16 protein-coding genes are annotated in these 19,508 nt (G+C 39.5%); 8 read left to right on the forward strand and 8 right to left on the reverse strand.

All coding sequences use genetic code 11. The features are described 5' to 3' along the window. Positions 1-114 precede the first annotated feature (114 nt). Both PQ460_RS21440 and PQ460_RS21445 read right to left on the reverse strand, forming a co-directional pair. On the reverse strand, positions 115-1,344 hold the full coding sequence (locus PQ460_RS21440; RefSeq protein WP_274172986.1) for an MFS transporter: 1,230 nt from the start codon (positions 1,342-1,344) through the stop codon (positions 115-117). Positions 1,345-1,651: 307 nt separating this feature from the next. Next, entirely contained in the window at positions 1,652-3,064 is a 1,413-nt protein-coding gene (locus tag PQ460_RS21445; protein WP_443147176.1) for a sensor histidine kinase, read from the reverse strand. Between the two features lie 156 nt (positions 3,065-3,220). On the opposite strand from PQ460_RS21445, the gene PQ460_RS21450 reads away from it, so the two are divergent. From PQ460_RS21450 to PQ460_RS21460, 3 genes are read left to right on the forward strand one after another with little or no spacing between them, the layout of a single operon-like run. Beyond that, positions 3,221-4,078 (forward strand): carbon-nitrogen hydrolase family protein, encoded by an 858-nt coding sequence (locus PQ460_RS21450; protein WP_273614667.1) that lies wholly within the window; start codon positions 3,221-3,223, stop codon positions 4,076-4,078. 3 nt (positions 4,079-4,081) lie between these two features. Next, positions 4,082-4,792 carry a GNAT family N-acetyltransferase gene (locus PQ460_RS21455; RefSeq protein ID WP_443147177.1) on the forward strand — a complete coding sequence of 237 codons (711 nt, stop codon included), beginning with the start codon at positions 4,082-4,084 and terminating at the stop codon, positions 4,790-4,792. An 8-nt stretch (positions 4,793-4,800) separates the two neighbouring features. Beyond that, positions 4,801-5,472: a GNAT family N-acetyltransferase gene (locus PQ460_RS21460; protein ID WP_274171115.1), complete on the forward strand. Its 672-nt coding sequence runs from the start codon at positions 4,801-4,803 to the stop codon at positions 5,470-5,472. A 223-nt stretch (positions 5,473-5,695) separates the two neighbouring features. Here the strand turns inward: PQ460_RS21460 and PQ460_RS21465 are convergent, their stop codons facing one another. Both PQ460_RS21465 and PQ460_RS21470 read right to left on the reverse strand, forming a co-directional pair. Next, positions 5,696-5,926 carry a hypothetical protein gene (locus tag PQ460_RS21465; RefSeq protein ID WP_274171116.1) on the reverse strand — a complete coding sequence of 77 codons (231 nt, stop codon included), beginning with the start codon at positions 5,924-5,926 and terminating at the stop codon, positions 5,696-5,698. 221 nt (positions 5,927-6,147) lie between these two features. Beyond that, entirely contained in the window at positions 6,148-6,375 is a 228-nt protein-coding gene (locus tag PQ460_RS21470) for a CsbD family protein (RefSeq protein ID WP_204826491.1), read from the reverse strand. Between the two features lie 363 nt (positions 6,376-6,738). On the opposite strand from PQ460_RS21470, the gene PQ460_RS21475 reads away from it, so the two are divergent. Continuing rightward, entirely contained in the window at positions 6,739-9,417 is a 2,679-nt protein-coding gene (locus tag PQ460_RS21475; RefSeq protein WP_274171117.1) for a YhgE/Pip domain-containing protein, read from the forward strand. Positions 9,418-9,653: 236 nt separating this feature from the next. Here PQ460_RS21475 and PQ460_RS21480 read toward each other — a convergent pair whose 3' ends face one another. After that, the gene (locus PQ460_RS21480) at positions 9,654-11,156 is read right to left on the reverse strand and encodes an HD-GYP domain-containing protein (protein ID WP_274171118.1); all 1,503 of its coding nucleotides are present in this window, start codon (positions 11,154-11,156) and stop codon (positions 9,654-9,656) included. A 175-nt stretch (positions 11,157-11,331) separates the two neighbouring features. Here PQ460_RS21480 and PQ460_RS21485 point away from each other — a divergent pair, with 175 nt between their 5' ends. Continuing rightward, positions 11,332-12,807, forward strand: coding sequence for a potassium/proton antiporter (locus PQ460_RS21485; RefSeq protein WP_274171119.1), 1,476 nt, complete (start codon positions 11,332-11,334; stop codon positions 12,805-12,807). Positions 12,808-12,921: 114 nt separating this feature from the next. Here PQ460_RS21485 and PQ460_RS21490 read toward each other — a convergent pair whose 3' ends face one another. Further along, positions 12,922-13,815 (reverse strand): anti-sigma factor domain-containing protein, encoded by an 894-nt coding sequence (locus tag PQ460_RS21490; protein WP_274171120.1) that lies wholly within the window; start codon positions 13,813-13,815, stop codon positions 12,922-12,924. Then, positions 13,812-14,390 (reverse strand): RNA polymerase sigma factor, encoded by a 579-nt coding sequence (locus tag PQ460_RS21495; RefSeq protein ID WP_273614661.1) that lies wholly within the window; start codon positions 14,388-14,390, stop codon positions 13,812-13,814. The genes PQ460_RS21490 and PQ460_RS21495 overlap by 4 nt, the downstream gene beginning before the upstream one ends. Before the next feature lie 344 nt (positions 14,391-14,734). Here PQ460_RS21495 and PQ460_RS21500 point away from each other — a divergent pair, with 344 nt between their 5' ends. The 3 genes from PQ460_RS21500 (at position 14,735) to PQ460_RS21510 (ending at position 18,565) form a co-directional block, all read left to right on the forward strand. Beyond that, complete coding sequence (locus tag PQ460_RS21500; RefSeq protein ID WP_274171121.1) at positions 14,735-16,423, forward strand: copper amine oxidase N-terminal domain-containing protein; 1,689 nt, start codon at positions 14,735-14,737, stop codon at positions 16,421-16,423. Positions 16,424-16,693: 270 nt separating this feature from the next. Further along, positions 16,694-17,176, forward strand: coding sequence for a copper amine oxidase N-terminal domain-containing protein (locus PQ460_RS21505; protein ID WP_273614659.1), 483 nt, complete (start codon positions 16,694-16,696; stop codon positions 17,174-17,176). Between the two features lie 663 nt (positions 17,177-17,839). Continuing rightward, entirely contained in the window at positions 17,840-18,565 is a 726-nt protein-coding gene (locus tag PQ460_RS21510; RefSeq protein ID WP_274171122.1) for a YoaK family protein, read from the forward strand. A gap of 324 nt (positions 18,566-18,889) precedes the next feature. Here PQ460_RS21510 and PQ460_RS21515 read toward each other — a convergent pair whose 3' ends face one another. Continuing rightward, positions 18,890-19,195 (reverse strand): MTH1187 family thiamine-binding protein, encoded by a 306-nt coding sequence (locus PQ460_RS21515; RefSeq protein WP_274171123.1) that lies wholly within the window; start codon positions 19,193-19,195, stop codon positions 18,890-18,892. Positions 19,196-19,508: the final 313 nt, after the last annotated feature.

A 19,508-nucleotide genomic window follows, 5' to 3' on the forward strand; every position in this document is an offset into this window, starting at 1 on the left:
TGACGTTTGGCAATCCTCACTACAAAGTTAATCTAGTCTAAAGCGCTACAGGTTAGCTCAGATCATCTTTGCAACAGATCAGGTTGCGTCCAAGTTAACCACTATACTCGCTGGTTACAACTGTTGCGGACTTGGATTTTTTAATACTTTGCGTCCTATCGTTACCGCTAGAACTAACAATAAGACCCCGACAGCCGTCTGAAATCCAAATACTTGTACCCATCTAGGTAAAGGTTCGATCCACTCAAAGATTTTTCCTCCGACCAATGGCCCGATAAAAGAAGTGAGCCCTGTAATTGCCGAATAGACAGCGATAAACATCGGACGATCATTTTTGGGTGTATCTCCTATAATAAAATTGAACGATAGCTGATTAAATCCACCTACTCCGATCCCAAGTAACATATGAATAATAAGCAGTGCTAACACGACCGGAATAATTGCATTTAGACTCCATGCGATACAAGAAGCTGCAATAAAAGGTAGCGTCCAATATAGCAATGTTTTGTTACTAAAGCGTGCATTCATATTGCCCCAGAAATAAAAGCTGATCATCATAAATATTGTCTGTACGACAGTCATCGTTGACGTAATCGAGTAACTGACATGCAATACTTCCAACATCACATACGAGTATAACGGCACTACCAAAGTCTGCAACAATAACCAGAAGGCTAGAAACCATGTTGCTTTCATAAATAAACGATCATAGAGTGGCTTGCGTAACATCGGTACAAACTTCGTCTCTGCTGATCGCTCAAAAGGCGCATCTGGATAAAATAGAAAAATAACCACATTCATCACAACACAGATCCATACAATAATATACAAAATCAGAAAGCCTTGCCCGCCCGGATACTTATCAAGCAAAAAGCCTCCTACAAATAAAGTGATACTTCCTAACGCATTCAAGATCGTATTGCGAATCCCAAAATATCTACCCCGCAATCGTCCAGGAACAATATCTCCGATTAACGAAGCCCATACGACACCGATCACGGCATTGGCTACGAATGCTGAAATATATAATACGATAAAAGCAGGAACCCAGAGTTCTTTGGTAAAAATAAAGGGAACTAATCCGGTGGCTCCCCATAATACGCGATGCAGAAATACAGATAAAATCAATACCCATTTCCGCTTATGTAAACGTTGGATCAAAAAAGCAACGATCACCTGTCCAACATTTACAAGTGTAGTCAATGCGATTACTAATCCGATTTGTCCTGCGGTTGCTCCAAGATACAATAAAAAACCTGTTAAAAAAGGGCCGCTTAATAATGTGGAAAAGATTGTAGCTGGAATTCCTTCGGTTGTAGCGATTCGTAAATGATTGCGATACATCGAATATCTTCGTTTCTGCAAATTCAAACGGTTGAGTCCAAGAGCACGTCTTCGTTTGATAAGTATCCTCTCCTTTGTACATTACAAAAGATGACTTTGATTACATAAACTTTAGAATGAATTAGGTTTGTTTACCCTCTCTGACGATAACCAAACGTTAACCGCGCTCTTTTTTGGAACATGTATCCGCATTCATTGCAGTACTTATCTAGCTTTGCAACATTATTAATCTTTTCAAAAAAATCGTCGATGAGCATCATAGTAATGCGGAATAGTTATGAAGCTCATCGGTAGCTCGTATACAGGATCATTCTACAGATGGAGGTCGTAGCAGTGGAAGATACAGTGAAAATATACTGCCTTCATGCTCTCGGCTCTCCATACTCAGATATCCCCCTAACATAGTGGCTAGATCTCTACTGATCGACAATCCTAGACCTGTACCTCCATAACGACGAGTAATCGAACTATCCGCTTGTTCAAAAGCTTCAAAAATCACTTGATGTTGAGAAGGAGCAATACCTATCCCTGTATCCTGAACAGAGAATACGATCCATTCACTCTGATCTTCACTATTCCAATGTTTGTGTATACGCATAGTGACACTGCCTTTTTGAGTAAATTTAAAAGCATTGGTCAGCAGATTACGTAAAATCTGTTGGATTCGCTGAGCATCTGAAAAAATCGTTTCTGGAACATGAGAATCTTGTACAGTGGCAAATGTAATGCCTTTTTTCTGAGCAGTAATCTCAAAATGCATACGCAATACTTCTACTAATTCCCACAATCGTACTTCTTCATACGTAATTTCAAGTTTACCGGCTTCTACTTTGGATAGATCGAGCACATCATTGATCAATTCCAGCAAGTCTAAGCCGGATTGATAGATCATCTGGCTGTACAGAACCGTTTCTTCTTCTGTACGTTGATCTTCTTTGTCAGCCATCATCTGTGCCAGATTAATAATGCTATTGAGCGGTGTCCGTAATTCATGAGACATGTTTGCCAAAAATTCAGATTTGTATTGAGACACTAACAACAATTGCTTTGCTCGTTCTTCCAACACAAATTGAGTCTGTTGCAGTTCCTCGGTCTGTTGATACAATAATTCATTGGCATGTTCAAGTTGTAACATTCGTTGGCGTTCGGTATGAAAATCACGCAAAATAAAAACAAATACACCGCTCATTAAGATAGACATCGGTAAGGTAAACGGCATAATTTCAAATACATAGATACGTATTGGCACAACACCCAGTACAGCAATATCAAACGTATTGATTATATTGACGACAAGCACTGTTATAATCGCTTTGATATGAAGTTTGACTGTACTATTGCGCATCCAGATATTCAGAACTGCACAGACCGCTCCCAGAATAGATAGATTCAATACGCCTACAAAAGCCGCCATATCGATGCCAAACGTTAAACGGGTTAATCCAATGCCGACACCGACTAACATAATCACAATAGGTCTAGAATAGACAGCCGCCGCAACAATCAGAGGTAGAAAACGAAGATCAAAAATAACGTTTTCACTTAATCGAAAGCCAAAAAAGCAACTTGCCCAACCAGCAAAAATTAATAAAAAGATCGAACTCACATATTTGATACGTGCCGAAAAACGGATAAGTGCATATTTATAAATAATATTTGCCACATATGCAATGGTGACCATCATCCCCGCATTCATCAGGAAATTCTTTATGAACCCCATATGATCACTCCTGCTTTTAATGTAAAATAAAGTAAAATATATATCACATATTCCAATTTAAATTGTAGCATAGGTACTTCGTTTATTCCTCTTTTATAACCTTTCTCAATTCTGTTATGATGGATATATCTCAATATCAGGAGGTTTTTATTCGCTATGAAATTTCGCGTATCGGCGGTACAATATCGCCTTCACACCATATCTTCTTTTGAAGAATTTGCTGCTCAAGTCACTCATTATGTGAAGACTGCGCAAGAATTTGAAGTAGACTTTATTCTTTTTCCTGAATTTTTTACCACTCAATTGTTATCGATTGGTGATGAACATGGACAAGCACTAGGTATTGAGAGATTGCCTGATTTTACTGAAGCTTATGTGCAATTATTTCAACAACTGGCTCAGGAAACAGGTACTCATATTATCGGCGGAACCCATGTGATCGAAAAAGCAGGAAAATTATACAATACAGCTCATTTATTTTATCCAGATGGACGGGTCGCTGTACAACCCAAACTTCATATTACGCCAACCGAAGTGACAGAATGGAATATGTCAGCAGGCGATGGCTTAACTGTATTTGAAACAGATAAAGGAACGATTGCTCTGTTAACCTGTTATGATATTGAATTCCCTGAAATTGTGCGTATGGCAAAAGCAAAAGGTGCAGATGTGATTTTCTGTCCGTCTTGTACCGATGACCGTCATGGCTTCCATCGTGTTCGTTACACCAGTCATGCTCGTGCTGTCGAGAATCAAGTCTATGTAGTTACAACGGGTACAGTCGGTTCTTTGCCAACAGTAGACTTTATGCGTGGCAACTTCGGACAAGCGGCTGTAATTACGCCGAATGATGTTCCTTTTCCACCACGTGGTATTCTGGTGGAAGGCGAGATCAATGATGATATGATCGTGACCGCTGACCTTGATCTGGAGCTGTTATATCAAGTCCGTGAAAAAGGTTCTGTCACTACATGGCGTGATCGGCGTACAGATTTGTATACCGATTGGTCTTAACATATGACGATGAATGAAGGTACTCTTCCATCATATTATAAATCATGTTATGTATTCCATAACCGCACCCCATATCCTGCTATTGTCCGGTCATATACACAAAAAGATTTTGAACATTTAATAGAGATTCAGCGTGCTGCTTTTCCACCGCCTTATCCTTCTGAGCTATGGTGGAATACCGAGCAACTGCATGAACATATAACACGCTTTCCTCAAGGTGCACTTTGTATTGAAATTGATGGTGTGCTAGCAGGTTCAATGACTTCATTATTGATTGATTTCGACCCTAATCATCCACAACACACCTGGGAAGAAGTCACAGATAACGGGTATATTCGCAATCATCAACCGACAGGAGATACATTGTACGTTGCCGATTTATGTGTACATCCTCATTATCGGCAATGGGGGCTTGGTAAATTACTCATGCAGTCCATGTATGAAGTCGTCACAGCGATGGGGCTTACACGATTACTAGGTGCAGGTCGTATGCCCGGTTATCATCAGGTCGCTCAGGACTATACACCAGAGCAGTATGTAGAAGCGATCACGCAAGGAACATTGTATGATCCTGTAATATCATTTCTGCTCCGCTGTGGACGAACACCGCTCACGATTATCGAACATTATTTAGACGATGAAGAATCGCTCCATTATGCTGTGTTGATGGAATGGCAGAATCCGCTCCTAATTACACGTAACTTGAAAGGATGACTATACTGATGGAATTTGTACGTATTACGAATATTGAAGATCCTTTATTTGCAGATATGCATGGTTTGATGGGACGTATTTTCCCGGCAGAAGAAGTATTATCGTTTGATCTTTGGAAAGAACCGTTAGAAGATCCGGGTATTCGTGTGTTTGTAGCTGTACATGAAGGCAAAGTCGTTGGGGCTACCGAGTATCGTTATTACGAAGATGATAATGTGGCGATGACTGACTTTACGATTATCGGTGAACCCGGTCTAGGTATCGGAGCTTTTCTAGCTAATCAACGTCAAGCTGATCTACAACAAGTCGCTAGCGAAGCAGGCAAAGAATTATTCGGGATGTTCGCTGAAATCTACGATCCTTACCGTATCGAACATCATGAATTCGGTGGCATCAAACCAATGGACCCTTTTGTCCGTCGTGAAGTTCTGTCTCATCTGGGTTATCGCAAACTAGACTTCCCTTATATTCACCCATCATGGAACAACGATGGCGAAGCTGTATCTGAACTCGATTTCTGCTTTCTAGCTTATGATCCAACGACCACATCTCTACCTGGATCACTAATCGAAAAGTTCCTACGTCGCTATTACGCCGTTCTCGCTCAAAAACCAGAAGCATGGGAACAAATGGTTACCCAAGTCGGTCAACGCTCCCAAGTTGCCCTACTTCCACTCTAAATCTATTTATAAAAAAATAAAAAAGCTGATGCAAAGCGGTCCATTCTCCCCCTTTGTCATCAGCTTTTTACTTTTCATATGTAGTATTTTATACGTAATATTTTCAAATATAATATATCTTAATTTTATTCCTACTTAAAAGTAAACCATCCCTTGATTCTATCCGTACATAAATTATAACTCTTTCTATTACACAGACTATATCCTAATATCTTTTTAAATATTATTTCTGTACAAATTCATACTTATTATATATTGTTCTATATCCCTTACCAAACTCATTCCTTGACTCACCCTGCCACTCCCACAGCGGCAGAGCCGCAAGAAAATCATTACTGTATGCTCCAGCACGTAGTGAGCGAAGAGAAGGGGAATCTTCTGAAAGTCGCTGGTGAACGGTGATCCCCACCGCATAGCGGTTATTCAAGGGATCATCGTTCACCAGCGACGCCAAGAAGATCCCCTTCTCGCAGCGCCTCACCACGCGCCCCCCAGCATCCCAATCATTTTCCCATTACAAATGAATAAGGCGATTGTGATATCCCCGATTAAGGATATTACAATCGCCCTTTATGTTATGTGCCATCTATGTCGTTGTTAGTCACATGCAAGACCAATTCTACGATACTTTGACCATTCTGGCAAGTCTAAATTGCAAAATTATAAATGTACAGCTTATAACAACGTGTTATTAGCATCATTTTCGTAATGTCGTTTGCTCCACGTATTGTACTCTTCTTCAGCCGCTTCTTTACTATGACCGTAACGTTCTTGCAATTTCCCGATAAACTTCTCTTTTTCACCGTTGATCACATCTAGATCATCATCGGTCAATTTACCCCACTGCTTTTTCGCTTCACCTTTAAATTGCGTCCATTTACCTTTGATAATATCATCATTCATTGTTATTCGCTCCTTTATCATTTTGGGTTGGATCAACATTGATAGGTATAGATATGCCGATCAGATGCTGATACTGACTTATTTGACTCAAAGCACATCCATATGAAAATTGTGGTACAATAAAATAAATAGATAGCCTACCTAAATAAAAAGATAATATTCACTTGCTTGTTGAGCCTGTAGCGTTTATTATCCATACTCAAGGCATACAACCTGTTGAAGGATTAATATATAAGCTATCCTACGTTGTATTTAACCTGACCTTTTACTTCTGAATCGTTAGGGTAGTGTAAGGAGTTAGAGGTTAAATGATAGTATGAAGTATTGAATTTATTATAGGCGATTAGGTGGTATAACGAAGTTATGAGAAACATTTGGAATATTTATAAAAGTGATTGGAAAAACATTTTCGGTGTATCTACAGGTATTTTGTTAGTCATTGCGATTATGTTATTACCTTCGGTATACGCGTGGTTTAACCTCAAAGCGATGTGGGACCCCTACAGCAATACGTCAGGTATCAAAATTGCCATCACTTCTCAAGATAAAGGAACCACAATTGAAGGAAAAGAGATTAATGTCGGTGATCAAGTACTAGAGAATCTGAAAAAGAACACAACATTAGGTTGGACATTTGTAGATGAAGATACCGCTAGACATGGTGTCGATACAGGCGAATATTACGCCAGCCTACTTATTCCATCTGACTTTTCCAAAAAAATTGGTAGTATTCTAACCGATAATCCGGTAAAGCCTAAAATTATCTATACTGTAAACGAAAAAATCAGTGCAGTTGCGCCCAAAATTACTGATAAAGGTGCTACTACGATTACACAACAGATCAGCGATGAATTTGTAGAAACTGCCAGTGAAGCAGTGCTTACCAAAATGCAAGACGCTGGAATCAAATTCGAAGAAGAACTTCCAACGATTCGCAATATTGAAAATAAAATTTTGACAGTAGAAGCACGCTTACCAGAGATTGATGAATTTGCGGATAAAGCTTTAGAGCTAGAGAAAAAGCTTCCACAAATCGATGCCCAAGCACAAAAAATTGTCGCTTTGCAAAAACGAATTCCTGAGATCGAAGCCGCCGGTAATATGATTCTCAAAGTAGAAGATAATCTGCCGAAGATCAAAGAAGCAGGCAATCAGATTTTATTGTTACAAAAACGACTACCCGAAATTCAAGCCGCCGCAGATAAAGTGAGCGAACTTGATAAAAACTTTTACAAAGTAGAAGATGCACTCAACCAAGCGATTGAGGATGCTGACAAATTATCCGGTATTATTACAGCTGCTCAAGAAGCATTGCCAAAAGTAAAAGAAATTACAGATATCAGCGCTGATTTTACCAATCGAGTTAATACTTTTTTAGATGAAAATGATGGTGCTTTTGATTCAGTGGCACCGATTATTCGTCAAAATCTAGTTCTGTTACAACAAACAGCCGATGCGACTACTCAATTAGTCGATGCAATTCAAGGCGCAGATATTGATCCGCAAGCGGCTCTGGATGCTCTCTCATTTCTAGATACACGCTTATCTCGTGCTGTCGGTATTATCGAGCGCACTACCGATCTATTAACGCGTCTTAATAATGTATTGCCGAACCATCCGCTGGATAATCCAATCAGTCGACTCAATACGGTACATGACAAATTTGAACGTCAATTGGAACTGGTACGCAGTATTCAGCAAGCGATCACCAATGGTCAACAACCTGCTGAAGATATTTTGAACAATCTTCGTCAATTGTCTACAGATGCTAGCGATACATTAGGGGATATCATCTCAATCTATGATAGTCAGATCGTACCTGATATTAATCAAGGGCTGGACAATCTTAGAACCGTAGCCAAAGATGCAGCAAGTGTGTTGCAGACGGCTCAGCAAAAGTTACCCGATGTTGAAGCGGTGCTAAATGATGCTCAGAGCGGAGTACAGTTCGGTCAAGAAGAATTGAAACAATTGCAGACTGATCTTCCGAGTATTGAGAAAAAATTACATGAGGCTAATCAATTATTACAAAGCAAAATGGCCGAGTTCACCAAGCTTATTAATAATGCGGCTGACTTTGTAAATAACGATCTGCCCGGTATTGAAACGAAAGTTCATGATGCCGCCGATTTTGTACGTAACGATCTACCCAAAGCAGAAAAAGAGTTAGATAAAATTACAGATTTGATCCAAAATAAATTACCAGAAGCCGAAAATGCGGTGCATAAAGTAGGCGATTTTATACGTGATGATCTACCGGGACTTGAAAAATCGGTGCACAGTGCAGCCAATAAAGTCAGACTGCTCAAAAATAGTGATAGCGAGCTGTCCCAAATTATCAAATGGTTAAAAGGAGATATTCAGCAAGAAAGTGACTTTTTATCAAGTCCAGTACAGCTAGAAGAAAATCGCACTTATCCGATTCCTAACTATGGTTCAGCGATGTCGCCATTTTACACCACCCTTTCCATCTGGGTAGGCGCAATGTTATTAGTATCTATGTTCAAAGTCGAAGTCGAAGATATAGAAAAACGTTACCGTCCGTATCAGATTTATTTTGGTCGAATGTTTACCTTTATGACGATCGGTATGATACAAGCGCTTATTATTTCGCTTGGAGATATCTTTATATTAGGTGCATATGTTGTCGATAAAGTCTGGTTTGTCGGATTAAGTATATTGATCAGTATGGTTTTTGTAACACTAACCTATACACTCGTATCGGTATTCGGCAATATCGGTAAAGGACTGGCTATCATTTTGCTTGTACTGCAATTTTCAAGTTCAGGTGGTACATTCCCTGTCAGTATGACCAGTACTTTTTTCCAAGCATTACATCCATGGTTCCCATTCACCTACGCTGTAGAAGTGCTACGTGAAGCAGTCGGCGGGATGCTGATGGAGACAGTGTATCGAGATGTACTGTATCTGATCGGATTTATGATATTGTTTATGCTATTTGCAGTTGTATTCAAAAAACCATTAGGACCACTAACTGAAAAAATGGCAGAAAAAGCGAAAAAAACAAAACTAATTCCTTAAGCGTTTAGCACTATAAACGCGACTTCTTCTACTTCAATCAACAATGATTTTTGCACAGCAAAATATCTTACATCCAGCGCTTGGCACCATAAGCGCGATTTCTTCTACTCTAATCAACCATGATTTTTGCATAGCAAAATATCTTACATCCAGCGCTTGGCACCATAAGCGCAACTTTTTCCACTTCTATCCAACATGATCTCAATCCTCACCCAACCAAAAAAAGAGCCGATCCCTTAGGAGATCAGCTCTTTTTTCTTACGATAACTATCAATAAAAATCGAAGCAAATTGCGGGTCCCACTGAGTTCCCCGTCCTTCTTCCAAAATCATAATCGCTTTTTCGGAAGGCATTCCTTTACGATAAGGTCGGTTCGATGTCATCGCATCATACGCATCCGCTACAGCAATAATCCGTCCGAATAACGGAATATCTTCACCTTGTAACCCGTCAGGATAGCCTTTGCCATCATAACGCTCATGATGAGAACGTACACCTGGCAAATACGGTTGCATCGCATCTTTTGGTTCGACCTGTTGTAAAATACTTTCACCTAGAGCCGGATGTTTTTTGATCTGATCAAATTCTTCATCTGTCAGCTTACCGTCTTTGAGCAATACCGAATCTGTAATTCCGATCTTACCGATATCATGAAGCAAAGCTGTTTTGCGTAAGCGATCCAATTCATACGTATTTAGACCAGCATTTTCACCAATAATGACAGCATATTCAGCTACACGTAACGAATGCCCGGCTGTATAGGGATCACGCGCATCCAGCGCCGCCGCTAATGTAGCAAAATAACTATCCTGCAATTGAGCACTACGACGATCACGCAATTGTAATCCTTTGATCATATGATTAAATCCTGAAATCAATAGCGAAAAGTCATCTGAATAATAATCTTCCGCTTCTCCGCTAAAATCACCGTTTTTGACATGTTCCATCTCGCTGTACAGATTACGAATAGGATGCTCTACATCTCTTGCCAATAACTGTGCTCCAACAATACTAAAAGCGATACTGACTAGAATAACAGCACCTGCCCAGCTCCAATATTCGCCACTTTGCATGCCTGTCATTTCTTGCAAGCGTATCTGCGCCGCCAGACTAAATAACACTAATGGAAACACACCGATCAAAAAAATACTCCATTGAAATTTACGACGAACCGATACATGAACTTGCCCTAATTCCAAAATATCTTTGCCATACAGACGATGCAGACGTTCTTTCATCAGGATCAACATCGGACGAATCGCGGAAGCTGTTAGAAAAAATTCAATAAAAGCGTGCATACTCGCTACCATTAATGCTCCTGCGCCGCCGATCCACAAATAGTAGGTGGGTAACGTAATCCAACCTTTTCCCATACAAATAATCATCAGTATCAATGCCGGCACAGTTAATCCTAAAAAATGCGGCAACATAATGCGATACACTGATAGCTTGGGAAATTTATGTAGTTGGATATAAGCGCGTTTGATCATTTCTTCTGTTGGAAAATCAATCACACATGCTTCACGAATCCTACGGATATGATGTCTAAATACAATACTTTCAAGCCCTAACATCACGACAAACGAAAACATCATAATGCCAACCATTCTTATATTTTGTAAGAGTGGTGCATCAACCGTTGTTAAAACAAATAATCCGCCAACGACAGCGACTGCAATCACCGATCCGATAATATAATTCAATAAAATTTGCTTGAGGAACGTTCGATATGACTTCAAAGTAGTCTCCTCTTTTCCTAAATACGTCACTTGATAAACTAGCAATTGATTCTTACTTTATTTATTTCGGTTCTACCTGTTTAAAAGTTGATGTTTTTATAAAGATGATTTCGTTTATATATAAAAGCTTAATATATAACTATAGATATATTTTACGATAAAAAGGGGCTTGCCTATGCATACAACAGAAATGACCAGTAATTTGATCTTACTTCTTGGAAGCCTTCTACTGATTGGCGTGCTTTCTACCAAATTTTCTTCTCGTTTCGGGATGCCTGCACTTGTGTTTTTTATACTAGCTGGTATGGGACTCGGACGTTTTATTTATTATGATAATGCTTTTATCACTCAATGGTTCGGGGTATTAGCACTTGTCATTATTTTGTTTGAAGGCGGGATGCAGACAAGGATGGATATGGTAAAGCCTGTGATTCGTCCTGCTTTATCTCTGGCTACAATAGGTGTATTGCTAACTACTTTTATTATCGGTTATTTTGCTCATTTGATTTTAGGGGTAAGTCTTACCGAAGGATTATTATTTGGAGCGATTGTAGGCTCGACCGATGCAGCAGCCGTTTTCTCTGTGCTTGGCAGTAAAAATGTCAGCAAGAAAATTACGTCTACGCTGGAAGCTGAATCTGGTAGTAACGATCCGATGGCGGTATTTTTAACGATTATGTTTATCGAATTAATTCAAGATCCTTCGATTAGCATTTGGAGCAAAATCTTTTCATTTTTCTGGGAAATGGGTTTTGGACTGGTACTCGGTATTATTTGCGGTAAGCTTGCGGTAATGCTGATTAACAAAATTAATTTTGAGACAGCGAGTTTATATCCAGTACTGGCGATTTCAGCCGCACTTTTTACATACGGGGTAAGTTCACTCACTCATGCTAGCGGTTTTTTGGGTGTATATGTGATGGCTCTAGTGATGGGGAATTCTGATCTAACGTATCGACGTTCTATTTTACAGTTCAATCAGGGTTTTGGCTGGATTATGCAAATATTAATGTTTGTATTACTCGGTCTGCTCGTCTTCCCTTCACAATTACCTGCTGTAGCATGGCAAGGGATTATTTTATCGGTCTTATTGATTCTAGTAGCCAGACCTCTTGGGGTATATGCCAGTCTATTGATTAGTAAATTTTCATTTCGTGAAAAAACACTGGTAGCATGGGCAGGGCTTCGCGGAGCTGTTCCGATTGTACTGGCAACGTATCCGCTATTAGCAGGTGTGCCTAATGGACATTTATTTTTTAATGTGGTCTTTTTTATCGTTCTGTCTTCTGCTCTTATTCAAGGAACGACCATATCATCGCTCGCAGAAAAATTAGGTTTAACTGAAAATATACCGGATCAACAACCTTCGATTATTGAACTTGTAGCGACCGGTCGTACCACTTCAGAGATTAGCCATCTTACTCTGGATAAGCGAAGTTGTATGATCAATCGAGAAATTCAAGATATCCATTTACCTCAAAGTGTATTGATCACTGCATTGATTCGTAATGAAGAAATACTGACACCACGCGGCAATACTGTGTTGCTAGCAGGTGATAAAGTGTATCTACTCGGGCCCAAAGCCAAACGTGAAGATATTCGCAAATTATTTACAGGTGAGATCGATCCTACGTCTCCACCTCTTACATGATGTAGCCAAATTCTTTTCTGTTGCCTATACACAAAACAAGCGCTCTTCCAATAATGGGAGGGCGCTTGTTATAGGTGTACATATATGATCGAACACGAGATGAAAGTAAACTGGTTACCCCTGAATCTCTGCTGCCAGAATAACAGGTCCTCTTGGTTGATCCCCTTTTTCATCCGGTTCAAGTGTAATCGCAATGGTGTCATAATTTTCTGGTTTGAATGTATAATACATCGCTCCTGTTCCGTCTTGAGTAAGGAACGTTCCTGCACTTTGCTTCACATCACCTTTAATCAACCAGACTTGAAACGCTTGTTTACCTTTTAGCTTGGGTAAGTTATCTGCTTGAACAAGTAAATGGGTTCCCTTATCATCAATAACAATTGATGCGAGTCCCTGCGCAACAATATCGGCTGTAGCTGGATTCAGCTTCACTGCTTCATCTACTTTAAGCCCTTGTGTAGGCATAGAAACAGTCGCTAATTTTCCTTGTAGACTATTCACCTGCGTACTTGAAATAGCTAATTGTTGCTGTAAACTGTCAATCTCCCCGCGTAAATTAGAAGCATATACTCCTATAATAACAGCAGCAGCGGCAACAAATGTAGTAGCAATGCGCCAGAATCTGCCTTTGTTTTTATCTTTTGTCCATGCTTTATCTTCTTGCGCACTGTATACGACTGCTGGCTTCACAATAGACTCATCCGATGATTTTTCCACTTCTATAGGAGTGGTTCCCCGATCATCTGATATCGTCTGTTCTGTATGGCTAGGTGTAAGTATATGACTCAACACACGATTCTTCATACCTTTTGGTGGCGCAACGTCTTCAACGGCGAATGGCAAAATGTCCATCACCTCCCGAAGTTCTTCAACCGCCAGACGGCATTGTTCATCTTCTTTCATGTATGCTTCGAACTGTGCTTGTTCTTCTGGATCCAAACCGCCCAGTACATACATTTCAATCATATCGTTTAGTTCATTTTTATTATATTGATTATCATTATTCATAAATAGTTTTCCCCCCTCACCGCTCCAGCAAGCTTCTTGTGAAGCTGCCTTATGGCAAGTCTTACTCTGCTCTTGACGGTTCCTAGCGGAATACTATATCGCTCGGAGACTTCATGCTGAGTCAATCCTTGAAAATATATAGATTCAATCACTTGCTTCTGATCTTCTCTCAATTCATCCATTGCTTCTTTAATACGCTGCCGCTCCCAGTTCAGCGTCACTTGCTCTTCGGTATTGGCCTTCATATCAGGTATACCACGAAGTGTTTCATCTTTAGTAGGGTCAACAGGTGCCCGCGATGATTTGCGTCGTAACATATCTACAGCGATATTACGCGTAATCGTAAACATCCATGTAGATAGTTTCCCCTGGCTTTGATCGTAACGCTCTGCATGATTCCATACACGCAGAAATAATTCTTGTACTACTTCTTCTGCTGCCATCGTGTCTTGTACAATCCGATAGGCGAACGAATACACTGCCCGTTCATAACGGTCATATATGCATTCAAGTGCTTCGGCATCTTTTTGGGAAATCCGTCGCATAAGTTCTCTGTCTTCTGCTATATCGTTCATCCAAGGGCTCCTTTCCTGTTCCCTTATATTATAACCTTCGCAAGAAAATTTGCTATGGATGACTTTTTAAAAAATATTATTGCTTCTCTGCTTTATTTACATTAAAAGTTTATTTTTGGAAATTTGGTTCAAGTCTAAGTGAATAGCTTATTAAATTAGAGTAAGCAGTTTAGTTGTTACATTTTTAAGAAATGCGTCACAAAGGGGTTACAATTCAGTTAAACATTTTTAATTTTTTTCAGGAAAGATGATCCACTGCTCTAAAGTAAGCGTATTCTTCTATGAAGTACCTGTTTGATGAACACAATGTAACTGATCCCAAATTACCTAAGGAGAGTGGAAACATGTACAAGTCTGTTCTATCTAAGATTGGTATTCTGCTAATGGCAGTTGTATTGATCTTACCAACAACAGCAGGAGCTGCCGCTGCAACAACTAAAGGCGCTAAAGCTGATCTTCGTTCAGCATTGGGGCAAGTTCTTGGAGAACATGCGTTGCTAGCTATTATTGCAATGCAAAAAGGAATTGATGGCAAAGCTGATTTCGATCAAGCTGCCGCTGCTCTAAATGCTAATACAGATGATTTGAGTGCTGCTGTTGCTTCCGTATATGGTAATGAAGCTGGCGCTGCTTTCAAAACGATCTGGGCTTCGCATATCGGATATTTCGTGGATTATGTAAAAGCAACCGCTGCAAACGATAGCGCTGCTAAACAAAAAGCGAAAGACGAATTAGCAGAATATAAAGTAACACAAGCCAAGTTCTTTGCAGACGCAAATCCTAATTTGCCACAAGCTGCACTAGAAGCAGGACTGGAAGAACATATCAATATGCTGTTGACTGCATTTGATGCTTATGTAGCTAAAGATTATACAAAAGCATATACAACAGCAGATGAAGCTTACAAACATATGTTTATGTTTGGTGATACATTAAGCGCTGCAATTGTAAAACAATATCCTGACAAATTTACAACAGATATGTCTACAATGGGAGCTTCTGACTTGCGCTCTGCTCTAGGTATCATCTTGGGCGAGCATGCAACATTAGCTGCGTGGGCAATGCAAAAAGGAGTTGACGGTGCTCCTGATTTTGAACAAGCCGCTGCTCTACTTAACAAAAACACAGATGATTTGAGTGCTGCTGTTGCTTCTGTATATGGTAACGAAGCTGGCGCTGCTTTCAAAACAATCTGGGCTTCTCATATTGGATACTTTGTAGATTATGTAAAAGCAACAGCTGCTGGCGATGCAACAGCGAAGAAAAAAGCAGTTGATGAATTAGCAGAATACAAAGTAAAACAAGCGAAATTCTTCGCAGATGCTAACCCTAACTTGCCTCAAGCTGCTCTTGAATCTGGGCTTGCAGAACATATCGGAATGTTGCTTAAAGCATTCGATTCTTATGTAGCTAAAGATTACACAACAGCTTATTCTGAAGAACGTATGGCTTATCACCACATGTTTGGATTTGGAGACATTTTGAGTGAAGCAATCGTTATGCAATACCCTGCCAAATTCGGCGGTACTGCAACTCCGACTCCTACAACACCAACTACACCATCTATGCCGAACATGCCTAATATGCCAGCTACACCACCAACAACACCTTCTACAGGTGGAGGGAATGGTACTAGCGCTGATACCAGCCCTGAATTGAAAACAAAAGTAATTCAATTTACACCTGGTAGCAAAATGTATATGGTAAATGGCGTATCGATGACTATGAGCACTAAAGCTACAGTATACAATGGTAAAACATATGTGCCATTGCGTTACCTTGCAGCTAATGCAAATATGAAAGTATTCTACACTAAAGAAACAGCTACAACTTGGTTGGATACAGGTATCCAACGTTACGAGTTCTGGGTGAATTCTAAAGTATACAAAGTAGACAACATGCGTAAAGGCATGAACGATATGGTTATCTCTCGTAACGGACAGACTTTAATCCCTGTACGTTGGTTTGCAGATAACTTTGAATGGAACATGAGTGTAAATAATAATACGATCACGATTAGCAAAACGTATTAATATCTCGTTTGCTAGGTAGCATCATATTTCATATTTATACTTCATGATTGTCCACATGGCGACACCTTGTGCAGATTCAATGCGCAAGGTGTTGTTTTTATGAATTGTTAGCTGATGTATACAAGATTTTATCTTTAATTTTTGTATTCCCTGCTAAATATTACTCTATTGTCATTTTTTTTAATTATTAGCTGATTAGTAATCGGTAAATTGGTTTATAAGTTAGTAAGAGAGCAAAAAATATATCTATTAGACGAAGGAGCACTACACATGAAATTAAACAAATTGCTAGCACCTGTACTTGGATTATCCCTATTGTTACCAGCTGCTGGAGCATTCGCAGCAACACCTACAACAGCAGATATGAGTCCTGAATTAAAAACAAAAGTAATTCAATTTACAATGGGAAGTAAAATGTACATGGTAAACGGCGCTTCAATGTCTATGCCAATGGCTCCTGTTGTATATAAAGGAACTACATATGTACCATTGCGTTACCTTGCAATGAATGCAAACATGAAAGTATCTTACAACAAAGAAACATCTACAACTTGGTTGGATACAGGTATCCAACGTTATGAGTTCTGGGTTAACTCTAAAGTATACAAAGTAGACAACATGCGTAAAGGTTTGAACGATATGGTTATCTCTCGTAACGGACAAACACTTGTACCTGTACGTTGGTTCGTAGACAACTTCGAGTGGGACATGAACGTAAGTAACGGCATGATCACAATCAACAAAACTTATTAATCTACTAAGTCTAACGTAGATCATATATACAAAAAGAACATTCTAGATCATAGAGTGTTCTTTTTCTTTTGTAAAATATACAGTCTATGGTCTAAAAGTTAATTCTTGCTTTTTATCTGAAATAAGCGTATAATAATTACTGTTATTGTTTAACCCTCGGTTTTATCCTTCGCATTCTTTTTTCGGTATGCTGCCGGAATCATCTCAAATTTCCTTTATGATTAAAACCCAAGAAATTTGAAGTTTGCCGATTCACACTGGCGCGGTCATCGGAGCCGCAAGGACAAGAGAGAGGTAGGGCTTTTGTTGTTTTGGACTCAACTGTTACTTAGATGTAATACAGAGCGAACCAAAACCGTCCCCGTCCATTTCCAAATTCGGGGTTACGGGTTAAAAATAGCTGCAGTCAGCAGCCATATTATCATCAGATTGGGCAGATTATAGTAATCGTGCTCCTACGAAGTGTATTTTGTATACGCGGCAACTTTGAATATAATGATTTATCACATATTTCTGATATTTTTTACACATATGGCTTTTCGGTTGCAATCAACCGGCATAACCTTTGGATATTATGCCCACACATCCCCGGGAACTTCTACACCTGTTTACAGGTGAGGTTCCCGGGGATTTCTATGTCTTATTCAGATTGGAGTATGATCGATGTCTAAGCATCATTTGCGTTATGTATTGTTATTATGTTTATGTTTTACTGCTGGATTAGTAGATGTGATAGGCTATTTGCGGCTAGAGCATGTATTTACAGCAAATATGACAGGAAATATTGTAGTGCTCGGTATGTCACTCGGTCGCTTGCACGATCTGGCGATTGCACGTGTACTTACAGCACTTGTTGGATTCGTCATCGGCAATATGATCGCCGCAATCATTATCGGAAGCGATAAGTCTCCTTCGCTCTGGTACTATCGTGTGACTACAGCATTAATCGTGGAATGGGGCTTATTATGTACCTTTGCTCTACTCGCTTATCTTCCTTTGACAGAAACGCTTGTATTTGTATGTCTGGGTAGTTTGAGTATGGCGATGGGGATTCAGACCACTGCAGCTAGACGATTAGGTATAGCAGGTATTTCTACAACTGTACTTACCAATAATCTGGTCAATGCTGTAGAAGATATGGTCGCTCATGTACGTCAACTGTTGTCTGGTCATCCACAGTCGACCAGTCGATTATTATCAACTGAATCCCGGTTACGCATTTTGGGAATTGTTTTGTATGCCTGTGGTGCCATCGTAGCGACTGTGTTAGAACGGCATACCCCTCTTTTGCTTAGCTGGATTCCTGTGAGTCTAGTAACGATCGTTATTGTGATTGCCCTTTGGAAATACTCCAAATCAGACACCACTCCATCTACACAGAAAGTATAATTTTTTATCAAAACAAAAAAAGAGACCTCAACGGTCGCAGCCGCTGAGGTCAAGGTATAGTAATTCAAAAGGGGTTATTACAGTCATTATAATAGGTACATCTTAATATTACCTTAGGCGAACCTGAAAGAAACATTAATTTTTCAATTTTAGGTATCTTGCTTTATAATGTCTTCCAAAAAAAAGGAACTCCACGGTCGCAGTCCATGGAGTTCAGTAATGCTTATATATTCAAAAGGGGTATGTCATTACTATAACCGCTGTATCTTAAAAGTTTATGAAATGCACCTAAAAATCGCATTAAAATTCATTTTTTCTATTTTTTTAAGATTGTAGCTTTTGATTCACTGAATCTAACTTATATTGTGCTGATGTTGGATGATCCCGTCGATCATCAATTTTGATCGATGTGGATACACGCCCTGCTCCCTCTTGAAAAGGAGATTCATGCAATGCCAGAATCGCTCTCATCACATCTCCAATCTCACCTTCAATAATCGTACTCATCGGTGTTAATTGTGTCTGTACACCTGTCTGCTCACTTAATACCCGTTGCATCTGCGCTACATAACTACTAATACTGGTACTTCCTGTTCCTAACGGAATAACGGTCACTTCAGCAATAGCCATTTTTGTATCCTCCTTTAATAAATTACACTCGTCTATTATATAGTTTACCCATTCTGAGGTTTGATGCATGTTTATCATCATTGTGATCGTTCATATATGACTACATACCCCTACTTATCCAAAAGGTAAAGAGACAATTATCACTTACATAATCAATATATTGATATAAATTAATAAAGTGTTAACTAGATATAGATAATAATTGAAATAACGAATTATTTTAGGAATGTGATGATCTGTAGATAGACTTCACTTGATCGATATGTAATCTCTGCTACCCGACACCAGTTGTCTTTATGATGTCGGGTTTTGC

This window comes from Paenibacillus sp. KACC 21273 (assembly GCF_028736095.1).
GTDB classification, from domain to species: Bacteria; Bacillota; Bacilli; order Paenibacillales; family Paenibacillaceae; genus Saccharibacillus; species Saccharibacillus kyungheensis.

Coding starts and splice junctions, on each gene's coding strand:
- PQ460_RS21485 (WP_274171119.1), top strand. CDS start 11,332: ATGCATACAACAGAAATGACCAGTAATTTGATCTTACTTCTTGGAAGC.
- PQ460_RS21505 (WP_273614659.1), top strand. CDS start 16,694: ATGAAATTAAACAAATTGCTAGCACCTGTACTTGGATTATCCCTATTG.
- PQ460_RS21440 (WP_274172986.1), bottom strand. CDS start 1,344: ATGTATCGCAATCATTTACGAATCGCTACAACCGAAGGAATTCCAGCT.
- PQ460_RS21460 (WP_274171115.1), top strand. CDS start 4,801: ATGGAATTTGTACGTATTACGAATATTGAAGATCCTTTATTTGCAGAT.
- PQ460_RS21510 (WP_274171122.1), top strand. CDS start 17,840: ATGTCTAAGCATCATTTGCGTTATGTATTGTTATTATGTTTATGTTTT.
- PQ460_RS21470 (WP_204826491.1), bottom strand. CDS start 6,375: ATGAATGATGATATTATCAAAGGTAAATGGACGCAATTTAAAGGTGAA.
- PQ460_RS21445 (WP_443147176.1), bottom strand. CDS start 3,064: ATGGGGTTCATAAAGAATTTCCTGATGAATGCGGGGATGATGGTCACC.
- PQ460_RS21490 (WP_274171120.1), bottom strand. CDS start 13,815: ATGAATAATGATAATCAATATAATAAAAATGAACTAAACGATATGATT.
- PQ460_RS21515 (WP_274171123.1), bottom strand. CDS start 19,195: ATGGCTATTGCTGAAGTGACCGTTATTCCGTTAGGAACAGGAAGTACC.
- PQ460_RS21495 (WP_273614661.1), bottom strand. CDS start 14,390: ATGAACGATATAGCAGAAGACAGAGAACTTATGCGACGGATTTCCCAA.
- PQ460_RS21475 (WP_274171117.1), top strand. CDS start 6,739: ATGAGAAACATTTGGAATATTTATAAAAGTGATTGGAAAAACATTTTC.
- PQ460_RS21500 (WP_274171121.1), top strand. CDS start 14,735: ATGTACAAGTCTGTTCTATCTAAGATTGGTATTCTGCTAATGGCAGTT.
- PQ460_RS21455 (WP_443147177.1), top strand. CDS start 4,082: ATGACGATGAATGAAGGTACTCTTCCATCATATTATAAATCATGTTAT.
- PQ460_RS21450 (WP_273614667.1), top strand. CDS start 3,221: ATGAAATTTCGCGTATCGGCGGTACAATATCGCCTTCACACCATATCT.